At 61.5% G+C, this 20,388-nt stretch carries 21 protein-coding genes and 1 pseudogene; 5 read left to right on the top strand and 17 right to left on the bottom strand.

The genetic code is table 11. From position 1 onward, the window contains the following. The first annotated feature begins 3 nt into the window (after positions 1-3). The 4 genes from AAC071_RS01030 (at position 4) to AAC071_RS01015 (ending at position 3,092) form a co-directional block, all read left to right on the top strand. Positions 4-972: a TniB family NTP-binding protein gene (locus AAC071_RS01030; RefSeq protein WP_339828935.1), complete on the top strand. Its 969-nt coding sequence runs from the start codon at positions 4-6 to the stop codon at positions 970-972. Positions 973-976: 4 nt separating this feature from the next. Next, a complete protein-coding gene (locus tag AAC071_RS01025; protein WP_339828933.1) occupies positions 977-1,939 on the top strand; it encodes a TniQ family protein in 963 nt (320 codons plus the stop codon). Positions 1,940-2,149: 210 nt separating this feature from the next. Next, positions 2,150-2,593 carry a hypothetical protein gene (locus AAC071_RS01020; RefSeq protein ID WP_339828930.1) on the top strand — a complete coding sequence of 148 codons (444 nt, stop codon included), beginning with the start codon at positions 2,150-2,152 and terminating at the stop codon, positions 2,591-2,593. A gap of 4 nt (positions 2,594-2,597) precedes the next feature. Next, complete coding sequence (locus AAC071_RS01015) at positions 2,598-3,092, top strand: hypothetical protein (protein ID WP_339828928.1); 495 nt, start codon at positions 2,598-2,600, stop codon at positions 3,090-3,092. Between the two features lie 54 nt (positions 3,093-3,146). On the opposite strand, the gene AAC071_RS01010 is transcribed toward AAC071_RS01015, so the two are convergent. The 15 genes from AAC071_RS01010 to AAC071_RS00940 form a co-directional block, all read right to left on the bottom strand. Next, entirely contained in the window at positions 3,147-3,605 is a 459-nt protein-coding gene (locus tag AAC071_RS01010) for a hypothetical protein (RefSeq protein ID WP_339828926.1), read from the bottom strand. A gap of 5 nt (positions 3,606-3,610) precedes the next feature. Continuing rightward, on the bottom strand, positions 3,611-4,969 hold the full coding sequence (locus AAC071_RS01005) for an MBL fold metallo-hydrolase (RefSeq protein ID WP_339828924.1): 1,359 nt from the start codon (positions 4,967-4,969) through the stop codon (positions 3,611-3,613). 97 nt (positions 4,970-5,066) lie between these two features. Further along, on the bottom strand, positions 5,067-6,278 hold the full coding sequence (locus tag AAC071_RS01000) for an HlyD family efflux transporter periplasmic adaptor subunit (RefSeq protein WP_339828922.1): 1,212 nt from the start codon (positions 6,276-6,278) through the stop codon (positions 5,067-5,069). Between the two features lie 3 nt (positions 6,279-6,281). Then, entirely contained in the window at positions 6,282-8,645 is a 2,364-nt protein-coding gene (locus AAC071_RS00995; protein WP_339828920.1) for an FtsX-like permease family protein, read from the bottom strand. A gap of 3 nt (positions 8,646-8,648) precedes the next feature. Next, positions 8,649-9,359 carry an ABC transporter ATP-binding protein gene (locus tag AAC071_RS00990; protein ID WP_339828918.1) on the bottom strand — a complete coding sequence of 237 codons (711 nt, stop codon included), beginning with the start codon at positions 9,357-9,359 and terminating at the stop codon, positions 8,649-8,651. Continuing rightward, positions 9,356-9,958 carry a hypothetical protein gene (locus AAC071_RS00985; RefSeq protein ID WP_339828916.1) on the bottom strand — a complete coding sequence of 201 codons (603 nt, stop codon included), beginning with the start codon at positions 9,956-9,958 and terminating at the stop codon, positions 9,356-9,358. Before AAC071_RS00985 ends, AAC071_RS00990 begins: the two co-directional genes overlap by 4 nt. 64 nt (positions 9,959-10,022) lie before the next feature. Further along, a complete protein-coding gene (locus tag AAC071_RS00980; RefSeq protein ID WP_339828914.1) occupies positions 10,023-10,679 on the bottom strand; it encodes an isoprenylcysteine carboxylmethyltransferase family protein in 657 nt (218 codons plus the stop codon). Next, entirely contained in the window at positions 10,669-10,923 is a 255-nt protein-coding gene (locus AAC071_RS00975) for a DUF2933 domain-containing protein (RefSeq protein WP_339828911.1), read from the bottom strand. The genes AAC071_RS00980 and AAC071_RS00975 overlap by 11 nt, the downstream gene beginning before the upstream one ends. Beyond that, positions 10,904-11,371, bottom strand: a complete 468-nt coding sequence (locus tag AAC071_RS00970; protein WP_339828909.1) for a hypothetical protein — start codon at positions 11,369-11,371, stop codon at positions 10,904-10,906. The genes AAC071_RS00975 and AAC071_RS00970 overlap by 20 nt, the downstream gene beginning before the upstream one ends. A 23-nt stretch (positions 11,372-11,394) precedes the next feature. Beyond that, positions 11,395-13,917, bottom strand: coding sequence for a heavy metal translocating P-type ATPase (locus AAC071_RS00965; RefSeq protein ID WP_339828907.1), 2,523 nt, complete (start codon positions 13,915-13,917; stop codon positions 11,395-11,397). Then, on the bottom strand, positions 13,907-14,134 hold the full coding sequence (locus AAC071_RS00960; protein ID WP_339828904.1) for a hypothetical protein: 228 nt from the start codon (positions 14,132-14,134) through the stop codon (positions 13,907-13,909). Before AAC071_RS00960 ends, AAC071_RS00965 begins: the two co-directional genes overlap by 11 nt. A 2-nt stretch (positions 14,135-14,136) precedes the next feature. Continuing rightward, the gene (locus tag AAC071_RS00955; protein WP_339828900.1) at positions 14,137-14,418 is read right to left on the bottom strand and encodes a DUF5676 family membrane protein; all 282 of its coding nucleotides are present in this window, start codon (positions 14,416-14,418) and stop codon (positions 14,137-14,139) included. A gap of 101 nt (positions 14,419-14,519) precedes the next feature. Beyond that, positions 14,520-15,068: a plastocyanin/azurin family copper-binding protein gene (locus AAC071_RS00950; RefSeq protein ID WP_339829251.1), complete on the bottom strand. Its 549-nt coding sequence runs from the start codon at positions 15,066-15,068 to the stop codon at positions 14,520-14,522. A 101-nt stretch (positions 15,069-15,169) separates the two neighbouring features. After that, on the bottom strand, positions 15,170-15,880 hold the full coding sequence (locus AAC071_RS00945) for a copper resistance protein B (RefSeq protein WP_339828897.1): 711 nt from the start codon (positions 15,878-15,880) through the stop codon (positions 15,170-15,172). Then, the gene (locus tag AAC071_RS00940) at positions 15,880-17,649 is read right to left on the bottom strand and encodes a multicopper oxidase domain-containing protein (RefSeq protein WP_339828894.1); all 1,770 of its coding nucleotides are present in this window, start codon (positions 17,647-17,649) and stop codon (positions 15,880-15,882) included. Before AAC071_RS00940 ends, AAC071_RS00945 begins: the two co-directional genes overlap by 1 nt. Before the next feature lie 729 nt (positions 17,650-18,378). Between AAC071_RS00940 and AAC071_RS00935 the strand changes: the two genes are divergently transcribed. Continuing rightward, positions 18,379-19,143 (top strand): AraC family transcriptional regulator, encoded by a 765-nt coding sequence (locus tag AAC071_RS00935; protein ID WP_339828889.1) that lies wholly within the window; start codon positions 18,379-18,381, stop codon positions 19,141-19,143. A gap of 13 nt (positions 19,144-19,156) precedes the next feature. Here the strand turns inward: AAC071_RS00935 and AAC071_RS00930 are convergent, their stop codons facing one another. Continuing rightward, the gene (locus AAC071_RS00930) at positions 19,157-20,020 is read right to left on the bottom strand and encodes a sterol desaturase family protein (protein WP_339828886.1); all 864 of its coding nucleotides are present in this window, start codon (positions 20,018-20,020) and stop codon (positions 19,157-19,159) included. Between the two features lie 96 nt (positions 20,021-20,116). Then, positions 20,117-20,299, bottom strand: a pseudogene (locus AAC071_RS00925) (MFS transporter); the annotation flags it as partial. Between the last annotated feature and the right edge of the window lie 89 nt (positions 20,300-20,388).

Here is a 20,388-nt window from a genome sequence, read left to right as displayed (position 1 = left end):
TACGTGACCAATGACTCCGTGCAAATCGAGCAACTGACCCGGAAGCGCGCGCAGGCGATACGCGAAGCCGTGATGCTGTTTCCGAAAGTGGATCACGCGCTAAAGGAGATCAACATGCTGCACAAAAGAGGGGTCGTCGGGGAACGAGCGGATTGTCTCGTACTCTACGGCGAGTCCGGCGCGGGCAAGACACAAGCCCTGCAACTCTACCGTCAGAATTTTGCGCCGCATATCGCGCAGATGGCCGGAAACGGCGACCCTGCACACCGCGGCTCATTCCTGAAGAGTGAAGTCGTGTTTGTCGAGACACCCTCGCCGGCTTCACGAAGGGCTCTGATCGACAGGATACAGGCCTCCCTTGAGCCCGAACCCCTGTCAGTCAAGATGACGCTCGGACAGCGTCGGGAGCGCCTCATTAAAATGCTCGAGAAAGCAGGGGTCGAGCTGCTGATCATCGACGAGTTCCAGCATCTCTTCGATCGGAAAAGCCAACAGATCGTTCAAGACGCAGCCGATCTCATCAAGTCGCTGCTCAATGCCGCGGTGTGTCCGATTGTACTCGCGGGAACGCCGGATATCCTCAAAGTGCTGCAGGAGGCCACCCAGCTGAAGAACCGCATGTATTCCAGTCCGAAGCTATCAACTTTCAACTGGGATGACCCGAATGAACAACATCTCTTCTGTTCCTATCTGGCCGAGGTCGAGAAGAAGCTGGCGTTTGACGAGGACTCCAATCTCGCCGATCTGGATTGCGCAAAACGAATTCACTACGCATCGAGGGGGCTTATCGGAGAGGTCGCCCGGCTGCTCGTCAAGGCGTCCGACGTAGCGACCCGGGCCGGCCTTCCCCGCATTACAAACGAATGTCTGGCGGCGGCCATCGACTACGCATGGATTCTCGACAACAGCATGCCTGTCAATCCGTTCCGGCAGAAGACCTTGCCCACCCGTCAGATCGATTACGCGGCGTAAGAACATGTCCAATTTGCTGTTTCGTCTTGAGCCGATCCGCGATGAGAGCCTTCTGAGCTTCGTCGCAAGAACCGCCGATGCAAACCTGTTGAGACCCGGCGACATGGCCAGGCTGGCTGGCGTCAGCGCAGATGCGGTCCTGCCGCTGCTCCTTGGAAATTACGATTCACAGCACCTGGCCCAGCTGCTCGGTTGTGCGCGTGAGGAAGTCGAATACCGGCGGTACCTGTCGACGAGCGATGGTCAGCATTCCTTCTTCGGTGTCGCCGTTGATCGCGATCACCTGTGTCCGACAAGCAGACGTTTCGCCCCTCGTGCGCTTAGTCGGAGTGCATTTCATCGCGCGCACTGGGACATCTCATTCATCTTCACGGACCGCGACACAGGCGAACTGCTTCAGTCGCTGTGTCCGGAGTGCGGAACCGAGCAGACCTGGCGGAGTGGTTCGCTGGTCGAATGTCGGGAGTGCGGCTTCGACATCAGAAACGCGCCTGAACAGGCGACCCCCGCAGCCTTGAAAGACCTCGATGTCTTCCTTCACGGAATTGTCGACCCCTCCGCAGAGGTTCGCGAGAAAACGCGGGACTATCTCTCGCCGCCGCTGAGGTCGTCCGGCGTCACTTGTCTGATCGAGATCATGACGCTGATGGGCGGGTTGATGCTCAAACACCGTCCGGACAAAGCCCTCTGCATTCAGAACCTGATACTCGATCGGCAGATCGAGATGATGATGAATGGCCACAGGCTTCTTCCCGACTGGCCGTCTTCGGCAACCTTGCTGATCGAGAAGGAACTCAGCCAGTTTGCCAAAGGCCGTCAGAAAGAAGCCCTGACCTTCGCGGCAGCCGTCGCCTTTGCAAATCGTGCCCAGTCGAAGGAGGCGCAAACGTTGCTGGTCGAACTCATTTTTCGCTTTCTGATGAAAACAAATGCGGCCGGCAACCCCGGCCAGCCTGCCATCCGATGAAGCCCGACTTTGCCAGTCCAGCCGGTCCAAGGTTGGGGGGCAAGGTCATCATGGCCAGGACCATGCCTCAGGAAGGACCAAATCAAAGGGTGCAGGCCAAGATCCAACACTCAAGTGGAATTGCGCCAAATTTGTCGCCGGCTTGATTGTTTGCTCGAAAACCACCATGTTCCAGAAAGTTCCAGTTCTGCTTTTATGTGGTGACCGGCCATGACCAATCCGACTGCCGAAGACGACGCGCCGGCCTTTTCCGGGGATATCGACGCGCAGGCCTCGATCACGGTGAACCGAAAGGGCGGCTCTCTCACGGCCATACTGAAAAAGATTCTGGCAGACAAAATCGGCCTTCGCGGAAACCGCTTGTCGGCCGCCACTGTGGATATTGGGTCCGGCCACTCTGTCCTTCTGATGATGGGCGCGCGGGTCGCGTCGGGGCACGTGAAGGTTCTACGCTCCGGCAAGAACCGGGTTGAGCTCGTGGCCACGAATGACGATGAGGTTGAGATTGACGATGTAACGGAAGCCTTCCTCAATCTCAAAATCGCTCAATTCAAGAAAGGCGGATTGAATCTTACGGGTCCGGTGTCGCCCGAGGACTGGAAGGCGCGTTCGGAACAGGCTTTCGCCAGCGCGACGAAGGCACAAGAAACATAATCGATTGAATATGGCGATGCGGGGCACGGTGGACTTCTACATCGATGAGGCAAGCTTTGGAGGACCTCGTGACCGAACGATCAGTGAGGCCGTGTCGGCGTTGATTGGCGCTGGCCGCAAGGTGCGTGGCGCCAGCAAAGGAAGCGAAGCCCTCCAGCGGGATATTGAAGACCTGAAAGAATTCGACCGAAGACTCGAGGATCTCGTACGGACCGGAGAATTCAACAGCCTGCCGATCCTCAGGAACAAGTTCTGGCGGCGCATCGCGAATTGCCGCCATCTGACGGTCGGACCATGGCGTGGAGTGTTTCTTGTGGACTCCGGTGGTTCGGCGGTTGCCGGAATGCTGTTTTCGCATGAGCCGCATGACTTCTACGACCGGCTGGACGAACTGCTCGGCACTCATCTCGCAAGACTTCATGAGATGTCTTCGAAGAAGGCGGGACGATCTCTTCTTCCGGAGAATACCGCCTCTTCATCGTCCGTCGCCCTTCCATAGGGCCGGACTCTAAACCCATCTGGGAGAAAATCTCAATGGCCGGTCACGGCGCTTCTACTTTCCCCATACGCGGGCGATCCACCAAAAGGCCAGACCGGGCAGGACGATCCACTGGGCGACCGGCGAGAGGCCGGTATCGAGAACCGGGATCACCGGCATCAGGTCGCGATAGGCCCATGCGGCGCGGATCTCGATGTTGAGCCATTCGCTGAACAGAGTGTAGGCGAGGCCGATCGCGATGGTGGCGACGGCGACGCGGCGATAGGTCTGCGCCGGCCAGAAGCCGTTGCCGAACAGGAAGAGGGCCGCAATCAGTGCGGCAAGCGCGATCAGGATGTCGCCGCCGGTGCAATGGATCGCGGCGAAGGCGATTTCGCGCGGTGTTCCGGTTTCCCAGAGCGTGTAGAGCGGCATATGCGCGAATTCCCAGGCGAGATTACCCAGCGCCATGAGGGCGATGTAGCGCCGCAGGAAAGAGAGCCAGGCGCTTTGGCCGTTGTTCAATATCAACATCTGTCTCACAGCGTGAAGACCTGATCCTGACGGGGAACGGCGACGTTCCAGCCAAGCTCCCGGTCGATGCGGATGCGCAAGGCTTCCGAGGCGTCGGGCTCGCCATGGACGACAAAGGTCTGTTGCGGCGGGCGGCGAAGGCCGGAGAGCCAGCGCATGATTTCGTCGCCATCGGCATGGGCCGACAGCATCGGCAATTCCGCGACCTCGGCGCGGACCTGCACCCATTGCCCATGGATCTTGGTTTCGCGGGCGCCCTGCAGCATGGCGCGGCCGCGCGTGCCGGCGGCCTGAAAGCCGGAAAAGAGGATCGTGTGCTTGCGGTCCGGCGCGAAAGACTTCATGTGATGCAGCACGCGGCCGCCGGTCGCCATGCCGCTCGCGGAGATGACGATCTTGGGATAGGCGTTGGCCGTGACCTCCTTCGAGTCGTCGACCTCGCGCACATAGGTCGCGATGTTACAAATGTCCTTGCACAGTGGCGGCGACAGTCGGTGGTCGTCGAGATGGGCGCAAAGAAGCTCGCTCGCATTGATCGCCATCGGGCTGTCGAGATAGACCGGCACGTCGCGGAGGCGCCCGGCCTGCTTCAACGCCCAGATGTAATAGAGGAGCGACTGGGCACGGCCGACCGCAAAGGCGGGGATCACGACCGTGCCGCCGCGCGCCACCGTGTTCTCGATCACGGCGCCGAGTTGTTCGACCGGTTCGGCCCCGTCATGCGCGCGATTTCCATAGGTCGATTCAACGACGACATAATCGGCCTCCGGCACCGGTTCGGGATCGACCATCACCGGATCGTCATAGCGGCCAAGATCGCCGGAAAAGAGAATCTTCTTGCCGCCCCAGCCGATCTCGGCCGTGGCGGCGCCAAGAATGTGGCCGGCATGACGGAAGGTCAGCGTGGCGCCGCCGGGCAGTGAAACGGATTTGTGGTACGGGACGGCGGTGAATGCCTCGATTGCGCGCTCAGCGTCGCGGATGCCGTAGAGCGGCAGCGCCGGCTTGTGCTTCGAATAGGCCTTGCGGTTGGCATATTCGGCATCCTTCTCTTGGATGTAGCCGCTATCCTTTAGGATGAGCGCCGCCACTTCGCGCGTCGCATCGGTCGAGAAGATGCGGCCGCGGAAGCCCTCACGCACGATCTTCGGTAGATAGCCCGAATGATCGAGATGGGCGTGGGTGAGCACGATGGCGTCGATCGAGCTGGGATCGACCGGGAACGGCGCCCAGTTGAGCTCGCGCAGGTTTTTCAACCCCTGGAACAGGCCGCAATCGACGAGGATGCGGTGGCCGTCCAGCGTCAGCAGATGTTTCGAGCCAGTGACGGTGCCCGCGCCGCCCAGCGAAGTCAGAGTGAACATGTGACGCTTTCTTTTGTTGAATGCGGGCTCGATTGCCGGCCGCGTTTCCCCGTCCGGCTTGCGCCGGGATTATTCCGATCGGTCAGGCGCGGCGCGTTCAACGGATGACACGCTCGGCAACCGCCGTACCCTCTTCCACCCTGTCGCTCGGATGCAACACAACCCGGTCGCCAGCTTCGAGGCCGTTCTGCACCTCGGCGACGCGATTGTTCCGCCGGCCGATTTCGACGGGCGTGATCCGCGCGCGGCCGTCCCGGACCGCGTAAACGGCCCAGTTGTCGCCCTTGCGAAAGAGCGCCGCGACCGGAACAGCGACGGCCTCTTCGGCGCTCCATGCCGTCACGTGAACGACGACGTGGAAGTCGTGCCCGAGCCGCGACCAGGTTTCCGGCGGATCGACAAGATCGATGACCGTGCGGACCCGCTGTTCCTCAATACCGAGCGTCGAAATCTTCGTGAAGCCCGCAGGGTCGATGCGCGCCACCCTGCCCTGAACCGGCGCGCCGCCCCAGCCGTCGATGCGCACCGGGGAACCCTCCTCAATCTGCACGGCATCGGTGGACAGAAGGTCCGCCACCACTTCAAGGTCGCGCGGGTCACCGATCTCGATCAAGGGCGTCCCCGCATGGACGACCGACTCGCTCTCCTGAACGATCCGCAGGACCCGGCCGCTGACCGGCGCGCGCAGCTCGATGCGCCAGCCGGTCTCCTCGGGCGCTGCGTCGGTCGAGGGGTCGGTCAGGCGCGCCATGACGCTTGCCCGCTCGCCGCGCCGCATGTCGAGCTGCGCCTTTGCGCTGGCCAACGCGGCGACGCTGGTTTCGGCGTCGAAGCGCGCCTTGTCGAGCGTTCTCGGCGAAACCACGCCGCGGCGCGCCAGTTCCTCGGCGCGGCGAAGCTCGCTTCGGGCAAAATCGCGCGCGGCTTCGATGCGGTGGATTTCGTGTTCGGCGAGTTCGATACCCGCTTCGGCGGCGACAAGCGCGGCCTGCAGTTCCTCGCGCGTGCGTGCGTCGAGGAATGCCGGCGCCATGGGCTGCATCGCCGCCACGACCGTTTCGTCGACCACGACTTCGTCACCGACATAGCGTGGCGTCCGCAAGACCTTGCCGGCGATCGGCGCCGAGACGGTGTAGACGTGGCGCACGCGGGTGCGGCCGGTGTCCTCGACCGTGACCTCCATGGGACCCCGGACAATTTCCGCCATGTCGACCGCGACCGGTTGCGGCCAGGCGAACCAGACGAGGAATGCGGCGGCCACCGCGACCGCAAGGCCCGCCATTATTCTCTTCAACCCAATCGTCTGCATGATTCAATCCCGCGTTTTGAGAACGGCCACAAGATCCAGCCTGTTAATCCGGCGGCGCATGACAAGCGCCGAGAGCGTGGCCGCGGCGAGCACGACCAGACTGGCAAACACATAAGTCGCATTTTCGATGTTCAGCGGCGTGCGCATCAGCTCGCCGGCCATGTTGGCATTGAGGAGCCCGGCCAGGCCGTAGCCGATCGCCCATCCCGGCGGCTGGGCGATGAGCACGATGAGCGCCAGTTCAAGCAGCAAGAAGCGCAAGGCCTCCGCCCGGGAGAAGCCCAGGACACGAAGACTGGCCAGTTCGCGGGCCCGCTCCGAGAGAGAAATCCGGGCGCTGTTGTAGACCACGCCGAAGGCGATGACGGCCGCAAGCCCGGTGTAGATCGCCGCCATGGTCGTCACGATCGTGACCATGGCCTGGCGGAAATTCGCCAGCGAAACGCGCTGCAGGGCGACGCCGCTGACGACCGGCATGATCTTCAGCGCATCGTAGAGCGTGTCGAGCATGGTTTCGTCGAGGCTCAGATGAACGCCGTTCACCGTCGGTGCCTCGCGCATCAGACGCGACAGCGCATCGGCGTCCATCATGCCGCTGATGCCGAAATAATCCTCGACCCGCGCCGCGACCGGCAGCGAGACGGTTCGGCGCTGCCCCTCCAGAATATCGATTTCGACGAAATCGCCGACGCCGACATCAAGGACGGAAGCCAGCCAGTCCGAAATCGCCAGGCCCGTTTCGGGCGGGACGACGGGGCGCAGATCGACGTCGATGATGCGGCTCAGATCGGCGCTCCGCGTGCGGCCGCCGATCATCACCCGGCGCTCGATGCTGCCGTTGCGGATGCGCACGGGGACGCCGCGATAGGGCTCGGCGTCGAGAACGCCCGGCAGACGCGCCATCTGGAGGACGGCGTTGCTGGGCCGTTTCTCGACGAAGCTGACCGTTGCGTCCTGCCGGTCGGCCATGAAGTAGGTGACGTCGATCAGCTCATTCATGGCGTCGTTGATGAAGAGCGAGACGATGAGGATGCCGGTGCTGAACGCCATGCCGAGCACCGTCAGCGCGGCGCGCACCGGATGCTGGGTCAGGTTGCGCAGCATCATCACGGAGGGCTGCGAGAGGAAACCGCGAAAGGAAATGCCTTGCGGCAGCAAGCGCCGGAAGCGCGGCGGCGATGGCGGCTGCATTGCGACCGCGGGCGCCAGCCCAACGATGTCGCGGAGCGAGCGGGCGGCGCCGATGGTCGCGGCGGCGATGCTCAGTGCCGCGCCCGCCACATAGATGTCCGGGCTCTTGATGAAGACCAGAAAGGGGAACCGGTAATATTCGGCAAGGAGGCTCGTGATGTGCCCACCGAGCCAGGTGCCGGCGACGCTGCCGATCGCGAGGCCCGTCACGGCGATGGCAAGCACCAGCTTGAGATAATGGATGGCGACGGCCGCGTTTCCATAGCCGACCGCCTTCAGGAGGCCGATCTGCTCGCGTTCGAGCGCGACCAGCCGGCCGAGCGTGAGATTGACCAGGAAGGCGGTGAGAAGAAGGAAGATCGGCGGCAGCGTGCGGCTCATATTGCCAAGCATGTCGAGCGAGTGATCGAGAAAGGCGTGCGAGGTCTGGTTCTTCCGACCATAGGCCGCCGTACCGCCATAACGATCCAGCAAGGCGTCGAGTTGCTGAATGACCTCGCGTTCGGAGGCATCGCGCGAGAGCTTGAGGCTGACGGAGGAAAAGGCGCCTTCGAGATCGTAGATGCCGGCAAGCGCCTTTTTCGACATCCAGACAATGCCGAAACGGCGGTCGTCGGGCATGCGGTCGCCCGGCCCGATTGCGTAGACGAATTCCGGCGAGAGCGCGATGCCGACCACGATCACTTCGCGCTTGCGGCCGTTGAGGATCGCCGAGAAGCGCGAGCCCGGCGTAAAGGCATGGGCCTTGGCGAAGGACTCGTTGACGACGACCTCGTCGGCCCGGGCCGGGTCCGGCATCCGGCCGAGACGCAGATAGAGGCGGTTGAGAACCGGCTCGCCGCTTTCGGGCAGGGAGATGAACTGGCCGGTCGCCGGCTCGCGCACGCCCGCGATGTCGAGCAGGGCGAGACTGGCAACCCGCGTCTCGACCGCGATGACGCCGGGGATTTCCGCGATGCGCGCGGCGAGCGTGTCCGGCGCACGGCGGACCGTGGCGAAGACGTCGGCAAAGCGATAGCGCTCGTAATAGGCCAGGCGCGTCTCGTCGAGCGAGCGGTAGGACCCGACAGCAAGGATGATCGTGGCGACGCCGCCGGCGACGACCAGGGCGATCGCCAGCACCTGCGCCCGGAGGCGGATCAGGTCACGAAACAGCTTGATGTCGAGAATGCGCATGGCTCACCAGGTGATCTCGTCAGTCGCCTGCCGCCGTTCGTTCTCGACGGTCCCCGACACCCGGCCATCGGCAAAGGAGATCACCCGATGCGCGAGCTTTTGAATCGCCGCATTGTGCGTGATGATGAGGGTCGTGGTTCCCAGTTGCTCGTTGACGCCGAGCAGGGCTTCGATGACGCGCATGCCGGTCACGGAATCCAGGGCGCCGGTCGGCTCGTCGCAGAGCAGCACCTCCGGCCGCTTCGCGATCGCACGCGCCACGGCAACGCGCTGTTGCTCACCGCCGGAAAGCTGCGCCGGAAAATGGTCCATGCGCTGTTCAAGCCCGACCAGCGCCAGGGCCTCTTCCGGCGACATCGGGTTGTCGGTTATTTCCGTTACCAGCGCGACATTCTCGCGCGCCGTCAAGCTCGGGATCAGATTGTAGAACTGGAAAACGAATCCGATGTGCCGCCTGCGATAGGCGGTGAGGCCGCGGTCGTCCAACGCCGTGATGTCTGTGTCCCTGAACAACAGACGGCCGCTTGTCGCGTGATCGAGGCCGCCGGCGATGTTCAGCAAGGTCGACTTGCCGCTTCCCGACGGCCCCAGCAAAACGACCACCTCGCCGGTCCATATGTCGAGGTCGACGCCGCGCAGCGCGTGAACTTCCACCTCGCCCTGCGTGTAAACCTTCGTCAGTCCCTCGGCGGCGAAAAGTTTCTGCCTGGTCACGGCAGTTGCCGCACCAGACCCGGATGGCGGTTGAAGGCGAGCTTCTGGACCAGCGAACCATCGACGGTGACGATTTCGGCCGTGATGCCGCCATCAGCCGCCTTCGCGATCTTGCCGATCTTCAGGCGCGGGTTGGCGTGCCATTCGAGCCGCTTTTCGAGGAAGGTGCGGACGCTTTCGGGCGTCATCTCTTCCGATGCGCCATGCGGCATGCCGTAGAGCAGGCCCGGCCCGCCCATCATGCCCTGCATGTCGGCGCCGGCACGCATGCCCATCATCATCTGCATCGAAGGGCACATCATCATGGCACTTTCCATGTTCATGCCGCCCTCGCCTTTGGGCCCGCCCATCATGCCCTGCATCATCTTCATCATCTCGGGCGTCATCATGCCTTGCATGCCCTTCATGCCGGACATGCCCTGCATTCCCTCCATCCCGCCAGCCGCATCGCCAGCGGACGCAGCGGACGCAGCGGCCGGCGCTTCAGCGGGATGATGGGCGTCGTGATCGTCGGGGTCTGCAGTCTGGGCGGCGACGGCCCCCGCGCCGAAAACCAGCAGCGCGGCAAGCGCGGCCGCGCGCAGCGAATATATTCTCATGGCATATGTCCTCATGGATTTCGTGCTCCTCGTTCGGTGTTGCAGACGTCCGGCGTGGGCCGGGTCATGATGCGCCCTCGCCCGACAAGCCGGAGAGGCGGGGAATGAAGGCCGGAACGCGCGCGGCGTAGCGGCGGTAGATTTCGCCGAACTCAGCTTCCATCTCGCGTTCCTCATGCCTGGCGAGACGCCAATACATGACGAGAAGGACCGGCAGCATCAGGCCGGTCACCAGGGTCGGCCATTGCAGGAAAAAGCCGATCATGATCAGTGCGAAGCCGGCATATTGAGGGTGGCGCAGGCGGGCATAGGGCCCGGCCACCGCCAGCTTTCCTTCGCCCTGCGCTTCGTGGAGCCGGCGCCATGCGGCCGCGATCAGAACGAAGCCGCCGCCGATCAGCACGAAGCTCAGGAGATGGAACGGACTCCAATGCGGGTTCATGGACCAGCCGAAAAGCGCCGGCCATAGATGCCCCGCATCGTGGGACAACGGATCGAGTGCGGGGAATTGATTGCCGGCCCAGCCCGCCAGCAAATAGAGCGTCAGCGGAAAGCCGTACATTTCCGCAAACAGCGCCACGATAAAGGCGGAAAAGGCACTGAGCGAGCGCCAGTCGCGCGGCGTTTTCGGTTTGAAAAAGCTGAAGGCGAAGAGGATGAAGATCGCCGCATTGACGGCCGCCAGAAACCAGAGGCCATAGGCCGGTACGTCACCGTTCATCGCCCGGTCCTCCGTCGCTACCGCGGCGATCATGGCCGCCATGAGATCGGTGACCACCGTGACCACGGTGCATGAAGAAGTGCATGCCGCCGCACAGGAGAAGGAACAAGAGCGGCCACGCCCCCAGAAGATGTGCGCCGTGTTCGAGCACCAGAAAGAGCGCCCCGACCGCGAGGAAGACGCCGAGCGTCAACCCCGCAGGCGAGCGCCAGAAGACAGTCCTGTCATCGCGTCGGATGTTCATAGGAAAACTCCATGTTCACGGGTTGGCTCTGTTCCGGCAGGGAGATTGTCAGCCGAATACGATAAGGACCGTCGGCAAACATAAAATAGTTTCCATAGGTGATGGTCCCGGCGATGGTCATTGGATTGAGGGGTCGTGTCGTGCCGGCGAGACCCAGCGGGAACACGCGGGCCCGGACGGTGGCATTTTCAATCCGGCTTCCGGTCCGAGCGTCGAAGACCGCAACCGTCAAATGATGGGCATTGCGGCCGCCCGGCACACCACCATGCATCGACGTCTCCGCGTGGTCGACTTCATGTCCCTGAATCATGGCCGCCGGCAGCACGCCAATATAGACGGCAAAACCCTGTTCGACTTTGTAGCCGTCACCCGGCGCTGCGGCGGCGGGTGCAGCCAGAATCACGAACATGACCGATGCCAGCAGAACCGAGCGGTTCAATATCTTCACTGCGCTCCGGCGTATTCCGATTTTCATCTGTCCACTCCGAGCTTCGCGCGCTTCAGCAACAGCGAATTGCCGATGACCGAGAGCGAACTGACCGTCATGGCGACGACGCCGACCATCGGATGCAGCAGACCGAAGGCTGCGATCGGGATGGCCGCGACGTTATAGAACCAGGCCCAGAAGAGGTTTTCGACGATCTTGCGGAATGTCACCTTCGAGAGGCGGATCGCCTCGACGACCTTGGTGAGTTCGCCGCCCACCAGCGTGACATCGGCAGCCTCGATCGCAACATCGGCGCCGGCGCCGATGGCGATGCCGACATTGGACTGCTTCAGCGCCGGCGCGTCGTTGATGCCGTCGCCGACCATCGCAACCTTGTCGCCATATTTTTCCTGAAGTGCGCGAATGGCGTCGACCTTGCCCTCGGGAAGCACGGCGGCCATCACCTCTTCGATGCCAACCTGCCGGGCGACATGACGTGCGGTGCGCTCATTGTCGCCGGTGATCATCACAACATGGATTCCCATCTTCAGCAGGACGGCAATGGCGGCGGCCGAGTCGTCCTTGACGGTGTCGGCCACCGCGACGATTCCGGCCGCTCGATCGCCGATCGCCACCAGTACGGCGCTCTTGCCAGTGGTTTCGAGCTCGGCCAGCGGCTTTTCCAGCGCCGCAATGTCGATGCCGGCCTCGCCGAGATAGCGGCGGTTACCGACGCGCACATGCCTGCCGCCAACGCGGCCCTCGACGCCGCGTGCGACATGCGCCGTGAAGCCCTCGACCTTCGGAACATCGATGCCCCGGCCCCGCGCACCTGTAACCATGGCCTGACCCAGCGGATGTTCAGAGCCCGCCTCCACAGAGGCCGCGGCGGTAAGCACCTCATCTTCGGCGAAACCGTCGGCCGCCACGACATCGGTCAGCGCGGGCTGGCCGCGGGTGATGGTGCCGGTCTTGTCGAGCACAACCGCCCTGATGTCCTTCAGGGTCTGGATCGCCTCGCCGGAACGGATCAGCACGCCGCGCTCGGCGCCGAGGCCCGAGCCCACCATGATCGCGGTCGGTGTAGCGAGGCCAAGCGCACAGGGACAGGCGATGACGAGGACCGCGACGGCGGAGAGAATGCCGACCATCAGCGGCGACAATTCGGGGTTCACCCAGGGCAGGAAGGCAGCACCCCAGAAGAGGATCGGCCGCAGGCTCTCGCTGAAGAAAAGCCACATCGCGAGGCTGCCGAGGCTGATCAGGATGACCGCCGGGACGAAGCGCGCCGTCAGCCGGTCTGCGAATTCCTGGATCGGCACTTTCGAGCCCTGCGCCTCTTCGACCAGACGGATGACCTGCGACAGGAAGGTTTCCGCGCCGATTTTCGTGGCGCGGATCTTCAGCATGCCTTCCTTGTTGATGGTGGCGCCGATGACAGGGTCGCCCGGCCCCTTCTCGACCGGCACGGATTCGCCGGTTGCAATCGACTCGTCGAGATGACTGTCGCCCTCGACAATCTCGCCATCGGTCGGAACCTTGGCGCCAGGCCGCACGACCATGATGTCGCCCTTGCGGAGTTCGGCGACGGGCACCTCGACCTCGGCACCGTCGCGCAGCACGGCCGCGGTCTTGGCGCCCATGGTGATCAGCCGCTTGATCGCCTGACTGGCGCGACCCTTGGCGCGCGTCTCCAGATAGCGGCCCAGCATGTGAAAAGTCATGATGGTGGCGGCCATCTCGATAAACGACGTCATCGGATAAAAGAAACCGACAAGGCCGATCAGATAGGGCGGCAGGCTGCCCATCGAGATCAGCACATCCATGTTGGCGGTGCGATTGGTCAGCGAGAGCCAGGCCGAGCGATGCGTGGCGAAACCGCCGTAGAGAAACACCACCGGGAAGGCGAGAATGGCGACAATCGCCAGGTAACCCGGAATCGGCTGCCAGAACATGTGCGGCGCCATGATCAGCATGATTACCGATGTCGGGACCGCCGCTATCCAGAGCCGCTTCGAGGCCTGGGCCAGATATCGCTCCTCGACATCGTCCTGCCCCGCCGGCGACGATGCGCTTGCCTCGTCCACCGTTGCCACATCGTAGCCGGCCTGCTCAATGGCCTTGCGGATGCCCGCGGCGTCGATTCGGTCGCGGTCAAAGCGAACCGTCACGCGGTGATTGGCTATGTTCGTGCCGACATCGGTAATGCCGGGAAGCCGACGGATGGATTCCGAAACAAGTCCGGCGCAGTGACCGCTGCCCATACCGGGAACGACAAGATGAATCTCCGTACTTTCCCCTCGCTTGTCGGCATCGATCCGGTCGACCTCGTAGCCTGCCCGTTCAATAGCCTGTCTCAAGACATCGACGTTCAGACGATCCGGATCAAAGCGGACGCTGACCCGGTGATTGGCGATGTTGGTCGTTACGTCGCTAACGCCATTCAGCCGCTTGAGCGAGGTAGCCACAATGCCGGCACAATGATCGCTCCCCATGCCGGGCACGACAAAGTAGGCCGTTCGCTCTTCCGATTCCATGGCGCTGCCGGATGCACGACTACTGTTCATGATCATTCTCCGAAAGATCCCGCGGCTGTCGCTCGAGCATCAGCACCCAGATCACAGCAAGGGGGCAGGCGATCAAGAATGCAAGGACGACGAAACTCCACAGATTGAGCCCGAACAGGGCAAGAACCAGCACCGCTGCAAGCAGCCCGACAAGTAAGCATATCCGGAGCAAACGACCGCGTGTGGCAACAGATGTGGAACGGCTACCTTTCGACATGTTCAGGTGTTCCCGGATTTTTCGCCGCGCGCGACAAAGAAATTGTAGATCGGCGCGAAGATCACCGCGACGTACCAGCCGAGCACGAACATCCAGACAAGACCCAGCAGAAAGCTGGGCCATGTGAGCCATGTGAAACCAGGCAACAACGTCGACAAAAGTTGGTGCATCCCCTGGGACGACACCAGAAGTCCGAAGAGCACGCACAGAATGTAGGTGATGACGAAGAACGATGAAATGGTCATCCCCAGCGGGACGATCGCGATACGTCCGGTCTTGTTCATGGTCACTCTCCCTTGGTTCAAGTACGATCAATTTTTGGTGGCGCCGGATGGGATGCCTTTACGGCCACAATCCTTTTCGGTCTCGCCACCTTCGCCGCTGCTCAGTTCACAACGATCCCGCCCTTCATTCCGACCTCGGAATGACCGATCAGGTTGCAAGAGAACTCAAAGCTACCTGTCTCTGTGAAGGTCCAGACAATTTCCTTCGTATCGCCGACATCCAGCGTGACAGTGTTGCCGGCGGAGGCATGCATGGCGGCATGTTCCGGCGTGACCGGGTCCATGCCCATCTCGATCATATGCGCCATCGCCTGTCGCGCCCGTTCCTGATAGGCGGCGTCCCCGATCGTGAATTCATGCGGCTGCTCGCCATTGTTGACGATCACAAAACGTATCGTCTCGCCGACCTTGAAGTCGAGTTCGGCGGTATCGAACCTGATTTCAGAGGCTTCGATAATGACGGTCCTGGTCACCTTCGAGATGTCGCCTTTCCGACCGAACGCCGACGTGTCGGCCATCTGCCGATCCATCTCCTTCATCATCTCCGCCATATCCTGGGACATGCCGTGACCTGCACCATGTACCGAGCCATGACCATGGTCTTGCGCGGCGATGGCCGGGCTCACCGTCAGTCCCATGACGGCGGCCACCAAGAACGACTTCCGAATTGAATGTTTCAATTTCCTCTCCTTGAGGTTTGCTTTGCAGCTCCGCCTCATCGATCTCTTTTCGTGGCGGAAGCCTGTCGTTATCAAAACCAGGCCCTCACGCCGAAGCGCAAGGTGGTGTCCTCAACATCTTCGCCGTTCGCGCGGGCGATCGATGCTGTCTCGCCGAGCTTTCGTTCCCAGACCAGATCGAGATAGGGCGCGAATTTTCGGATGATTTCGTAGCGGAGCTGAAGACCGACCTCGATATCGCTGAAGCCGGCGCCGACGCCGCGCGCGGGCACGTCCTGCGCAAATACATTCACTTCGACATGCGGTTGGGCGATCAGCTTCTGCGTGATCGGAAGATCGAAGCTCTGTTCGAAGCGCGCCGACAGATCGCCTTCCGTCGATAGGTAGGCGGTAGCCTCGGTTTCGAAGAAGTAAGGCGCCAGGCCGACAATGCCGGTGGCCAGATATGTCTCGCCGCGCGGCTCGAAATCCTGCCGGACGCCGACCAGCAGATCCCAGAAGGGATGGACATTGCGGCCGTAGAAAAGCTGCGCTTCAGCCTTTTCGAAATCGCGGTCAACGATCTCGCCTTCCGCCCTGATCCAGAGGCGTTCGACATCGCCGCCGATCCAGCCATCGAGGTTTCCGTTCCAGAGGCCACCATGCCTGTCGGCGTAGTCGACCTCGACCTTGATCATATTGAAGAGATCGGGTCCATGATCGTCCGGCACAGGTTCCTGTGCGTGTGACGCCGAGGCGATGCCGACAGCGAGGATGAGAGCAAGCGCAGGGGGCTTTTTCATTACATGCCTCCATGCCCGGCATGCGACCCATGCGCCGCGCCGTCTGTCGTGACACCAATCGGCACGACCGTGCCATTCGGTGTGATTGCACTGTCGACTGTGTCCGGCGGCTCAACGATGAAAGTCGTCATCATGCCCGAGGCCATGTGATAGAGCAGATGACAGTGAAGCGGCCAGCTGCCGACTTCCCGCGCGGTCAACACAACCGAGACCGACTTTCCCGGCGGCACGATGACCGTGTCCTTCAGCGGCCGGCGATCCGGGCTGCCGGTTTCGAGTTCGAAGAACATGCCGTGCAGGTGCATCGGATGCGCCATCATCGTCTCGTTGACGAAGGTCAGCCTGACGCGTTCGCCATAGCGCACACGGATCGGTTGCGCCTCGACGAAGCGCGCATCGTCGAGCGTCCAGACATAGCGCTCCATATTGCCGGTGAGGCGCATTTCGATGGTCCGGTCCGGCTCGGCGTTGTCCGAATTAGGGCGCAACGCACGAAGATCCTTGTAGGCAAGGACCCTCGAATCCGGCGGAAAACCCGACTCCCAGCCGACCGGCCAGGTTTCAGGCGCGCCGTTCTCCATGGCCTTGCCCGGGGCCGCGTGGTCCATCGCGCCATGGTCCATAGTGCCGTGGTCCATGGCGCCGGATTCCATGCCTGCCATGTCATGTCCTGCGTGTGCCATGCCCATATCGGCCATGCCGAGCAGCGCGCGGGGGCGCCGTTCGGGGACCGGCCCCGCCTCGCCTTCCGACGTCGCGAGCGTCGCGCGCGCATAACCCGCGCGATCAATCGACTCGGCAAAGAGCGTGTAGGGCATATCCTCCTCAGGCGTGACGATGACGTCGTAGCGTTCGGCGACGCCGATCCTGAGTTCGTCGACCGGCACCGGGTTCACGTCGTTGCCGTCGGCGGCGACGACCGTCATCTTCAGGCCGGGGATGCGGATGTCGAAAAGGGTCATCGCCGCGCCGTTGATCAGGCGCAGGCGAACACGTTCGCCCTTGCGGAAGAGAAAGGTCTCGTTCTCTGCCGGTGTGCTGCCGTTAACCAGGAAGGAATAGCCGGTGACATCGGCGAGATCGGTCGGATCCATGCGCATGGCACCCCATTCGAGGCGGTCCTTCATGGCGGCGCCGAGGCCCGCGTCACGCGCGTCGCGGAAGAAATCGAGCAGTGTGCGCTTGTTGTAATTGTAGTAGCCGGGATCGGCCTTGAGATTGCGCAGCACCGCGTCGGAATTCTCGGGCGTGATGTCGCCAAGCAGGACGACATAATCGCGATCCGTCTTGAAGGGCGATGGCCTTGCCGGCTCGATCACGATGGCGCCCAGCACCGTCTGATCCTGTGTGCCCGAATGGCTGTGATACCAGTAGGTGCCGCTCTGGCGGATCGGGAAGGTGTAGGTGTAGGACGCACCGGGAGCGATGCCCATGAAGCCGTTGAAACCCGGGGAGCCATCCATGATGCCCGGCAGGAGAAGTCCGTGCCAGTGGACAGAGGTCGTCTCGCTCGTCTTGTTGACGACCGTGATTGTCGCGTCCTCACCCTCTTGCAGCCGGAGCGTCGGACCAGGGATGCCGCCGTTGATCATCATCTTGTCGACCATGCGGCCGCCGACCTCGACTCGAGCGTTCTCGACGGTCAGGTGGTAGACACCGGCGGCGGCTGGAGCGGCACCCGGCAGCGCCCAGAGCAGCGTGGCGCCAAGGATTGCAATCGTTCGTCCACGCAAAAGAAGCGCAGGGCCGAGAAAAATTTTCGGAAGCATCACGAAGCACTCCATTCAATGGCAGAAAGGACGCACAGGCGTCCCATTCCAGAGAATGGAAGCTCTAGATCAGCAGGCGCCCGGTGCGGGCGAAGGCCTCGGCATAACTGTGGAGGGAATGCGTTCGTCGTTCGGGCGGGCCCCGCGACGTGAACGCCCCTGCCGGGGCGGGAAAAGCCGCCTCAATCGCCGGGAGCAACGCGAAACTCTTCGACGAAGGATGATCCGGCCCCGATACTGAAGCCGGTGTCAGCGCCGGCGCAGACTCGTCGAGCGCACAGACTACCTCGTCTCCGATACAACCGTTGACCGATGCTTTTTCAGCCTGCCCGTGATGCTCATGCCCAGCGGTATGCTTATGATCATGATATTGTACTGTATCTGCGGGAGCGGCAGATGCATGAGCAACGGGCCAGCAATGACCAATCGCCACAAGCGCGACGCTCAGGACGTAAAGTCCTGATATATGTGCCCGGACCCGTTTCATATTTTTAGTATGCAACCTTCCCGCGCGGCAAGGTCAAGCAGCAAATGCACGAACGACAATCGGTCGCATCGAATATAGTCCGAAATCTTGCACAGGCTATGCGTGTCTCGACGGCACCACAGAATGTCATATGTGCTGACCCATTATGACTGTCTGCTTAATTTTTAGCGCATTTCTCGAACCATTCCCATTCCTGGTATAGCCTTCACCCGCGGCGACAGCCCCCAAACCGGAGACAAGATATGTGGGCTGGACAAATTTTGGTCGGAAACGGATGGGCGGTCTACAAAGGCCCCGCAGGCAGCACGGAAGTGCACGCACATCATGCCCTTCAGCTCACAATTTGTCCGCGCGGCGTATTTGCGGTCGACCTGCCCGAAGTACCAGGAATGAGTTCGCAAGGTATATTGCTCGCAAGTGGAGAGCGTCATTCTCTTCCAGCCCAATCTCACCCGCTCATTTTCGTCTACATAGAGCCGATGAGCAGGGTCGGACAGGCCGCACGCGAACTGCTTTGCGGACGTCGATATCTAAAACTCGATGAACAGCAGGTTCGACAGTTGATGACAGGTTGGCCATCGGTCACCGGTATTCCATTCGCACATTCGGCAGCGATCTTCCACGCGCACATCGCACGTACGCTGTTTAAGGTCGACACAGCAAAGATCGAACCAGGCGATGCACGGATCGCAGAGGCGCTTGAACACATTCGCGCGGGACTAGACGGACGCATGCGCCTCTCAGCAGTTGCTTCCAGGGTGAATCTCTCCGCGAGCCATTTTTCTCTACTATTTCGTCAACAGACAGGTCTGCCACTGAGAGCCTACATCTTGTGGCTTCGGCTGCAAAATGCGGTGGCGGCATTCGCTGCCGGGGGTAACGCAACCTCGGCCGCGCATGCCGCCGGTTTCTCCGATCAAGCCCACTTCACGCGTACATTCGTTCGCATGTTCGGCGTGACACCATCCACAAGCCTCCTTCGTAGCGAGGTGATCGATGCAAGATGACTCTCCCGCCGATTTATGTCGCTCTGCGTTGTCGACGAAATGGTTCGATAAGCTGGGCGCCGTAGCTCATCGGATAATCAGGCCGGTCTCCGATACCGAGGTCTTCGCTACGGAAGATCTTCTTTCGATCGAACCAGTAGCTTCCCAATATGCGGTCTCCTAATGTTGTGAACAGACCGAAATTAACATCGCCTGCACCGGCTTCCTTCTGGTGGTGAAACCTGTGTACCGAGTTGACTGCGAGAATGTACCGCAATGGTCCAACGGCATAACGCACGTTGGAATGCTGGAGTAGAAGCTGAACCAGTACAGCCAGCCCCAGGACGGCACCGACATTGTAAGGAAGGCCGATCAACACCAGCGGTGCGGTGCCCACTGCCATTTCAATCGACTGGTGTACCGGATGCTTCATCAAACCATTGAAGCCATACATTCTCTTGACGCTGTGATGCACAGCGTGGAACCGCCAGAGAAACGAGATTCTATGGCTGGCAAAGTGAGCAAACGTGATTCCAAGGTCGAGAATCAGGATTGCACCAAGCGCCTGGAGCCAGAACGGCCAATCGCTGGGCCAGAGGTCAAACAAGGCAAGATGGACAGCGATGACCGGCACTGATGCGATGCTGGCGATGTTGAGCGCTTCATTGACAACGGCGTGCCATGCATCACGCCGTCCATCGCCGATATTCCGATTCCAATCGTCGCGGTAGGGAACCACTCGCTCGGCCATAAAGGATATCAGAATGGCGAGAATTCCGAGTGGCACGAGAGACCATTTCGGCCACCCCCATTCAATCAGCAGAATACCGCTGCCGATTGTACCGAGCAGCATTGCCGGGAGATACAGATAGCGAAGCAGGAACCGTACGAATGCCATTTTACTCACCCATTTGGTCATGTGATGGCATCACGATGAATACACATGCCGGTATGACGCTTGAACGAATGAACGATGGACCACCTCTCAGGGGCTGACCAAGACGCACAGCGTCCTTCGCGGCGAGTGCGCCGCTAAGGCCGTCGTAACCGGAGCTATCCCAAAATAGGCAATCATCTTGATCGCAAGCGCCGTTCCGAGAACGGCGCCGGCCTCGGCACCGGCGATCTCATAGGCGAGGAGGCCAAGAGCCACCATTGCGAGGCCGGTGACGATCAGGGCGAGCGCCTGCGCGACGAATAGATGTCTTTAAGTTTTTTTCCTGAGTACTCGGAGCATGACGCCACCTGAAGAGTGGCACTACGTGT

The organism is uncultured Parvibaculum sp., assembly GCF_963975745.1.
GTDB lineage: Bacteria > Pseudomonadota > Alphaproteobacteria > Parvibaculales > Parvibaculaceae > Parvibaculum.
This window is presented reverse-complemented; position numbering and strand designations above follow the sequence as displayed.

Bases quoted from the DNA above. Each gene is read 5' to 3' on its own strand.
- AAC071_RS00930 (WP_339828886.1), bottom strand. From the start codon at position 20,020: ATGGCATTCGTACGGTTCCTGCTTCGCTATCTGTATCTCCCGGCAATG.
- AAC071_RS01025 (WP_339828933.1), top strand. From the start codon at position 977: ATGTCCAATTTGCTGTTTCGTCTTGAGCCGATCCGCGATGAGAGCCTT.
- AAC071_RS00955 (WP_339828900.1), bottom strand. From the start codon at position 14,418: ATGAACAAGACCGGACGTATCGCGATCGTCCCGCTGGGGATGACCATT.
- AAC071_RS00975 (WP_339828911.1), bottom strand. From the start codon at position 10,923: ATGAACATCCGACGCGATGACAGGACTGTCTTCTGGCGCTCGCCTGCG.
- AAC071_RS00995 (WP_339828920.1), bottom strand. From the start codon at position 8,645: ATGCGCATTCTCGACATCAAGCTGTTTCGTGACCTGATCCGCCTCCGG.
- AAC071_RS00980 (WP_339828914.1), bottom strand. From the start codon at position 10,679: ATGAACGGTGACGTACCGGCCTATGGCCTCTGGTTTCTGGCGGCCGTC.
- AAC071_RS00935 (WP_339828889.1), top strand. From the start codon at position 18,379: ATGTGGGCTGGACAAATTTTGGTCGGAAACGGATGGGCGGTCTACAAA.
- AAC071_RS01005 (WP_339828924.1), bottom strand. From the start codon at position 4,969: ATGTTCACTCTGACTTCGCTGGGCGGCGCGGGCACCGTCACTGGCTCG.
- AAC071_RS01000 (WP_339828922.1), bottom strand. From the start codon at position 6,278: ATGCAGACGATTGGGTTGAAGAGAATAATGGCGGGCCTTGCGGTCGCG.
- AAC071_RS01020 (WP_339828930.1), top strand. From the start codon at position 2,150: ATGACCAATCCGACTGCCGAAGACGACGCGCCGGCCTTTTCCGGGGAT.
- AAC071_RS00940 (WP_339828894.1), bottom strand. From the start codon at position 17,649: ATGCTTCCGAAAATTTTTCTCGGCCCTGCGCTTCTTTTGCGTGGACGA.
- AAC071_RS00960 (WP_339828904.1), bottom strand. From the start codon at position 14,134: ATGTCGAAAGGTAGCCGTTCCACATCTGTTGCCACACGCGGTCGTTTG.
- AAC071_RS00965 (WP_339828907.1), bottom strand. From the start codon at position 13,917: ATGAACAGTAGTCGTGCATCCGGCAGCGCCATGGAATCGGAAGAGCGA.
- AAC071_RS01010 (WP_339828926.1), bottom strand. From the start codon at position 3,605: ATGTTGATATTGAACAACGGCCAAAGCGCCTGGCTCTCTTTCCTGCGG.
- AAC071_RS00985 (WP_339828916.1), bottom strand. From the start codon at position 9,958: ATGAGAATATATTCGCTGCGCGCGGCCGCGCTTGCCGCGCTGCTGGTT.
- AAC071_RS00945 (WP_339828897.1), bottom strand. From the start codon at position 15,880: ATGAAAAAGCCCCCTGCGCTTGCTCTCATCCTCGCTGTCGGCATCGCC.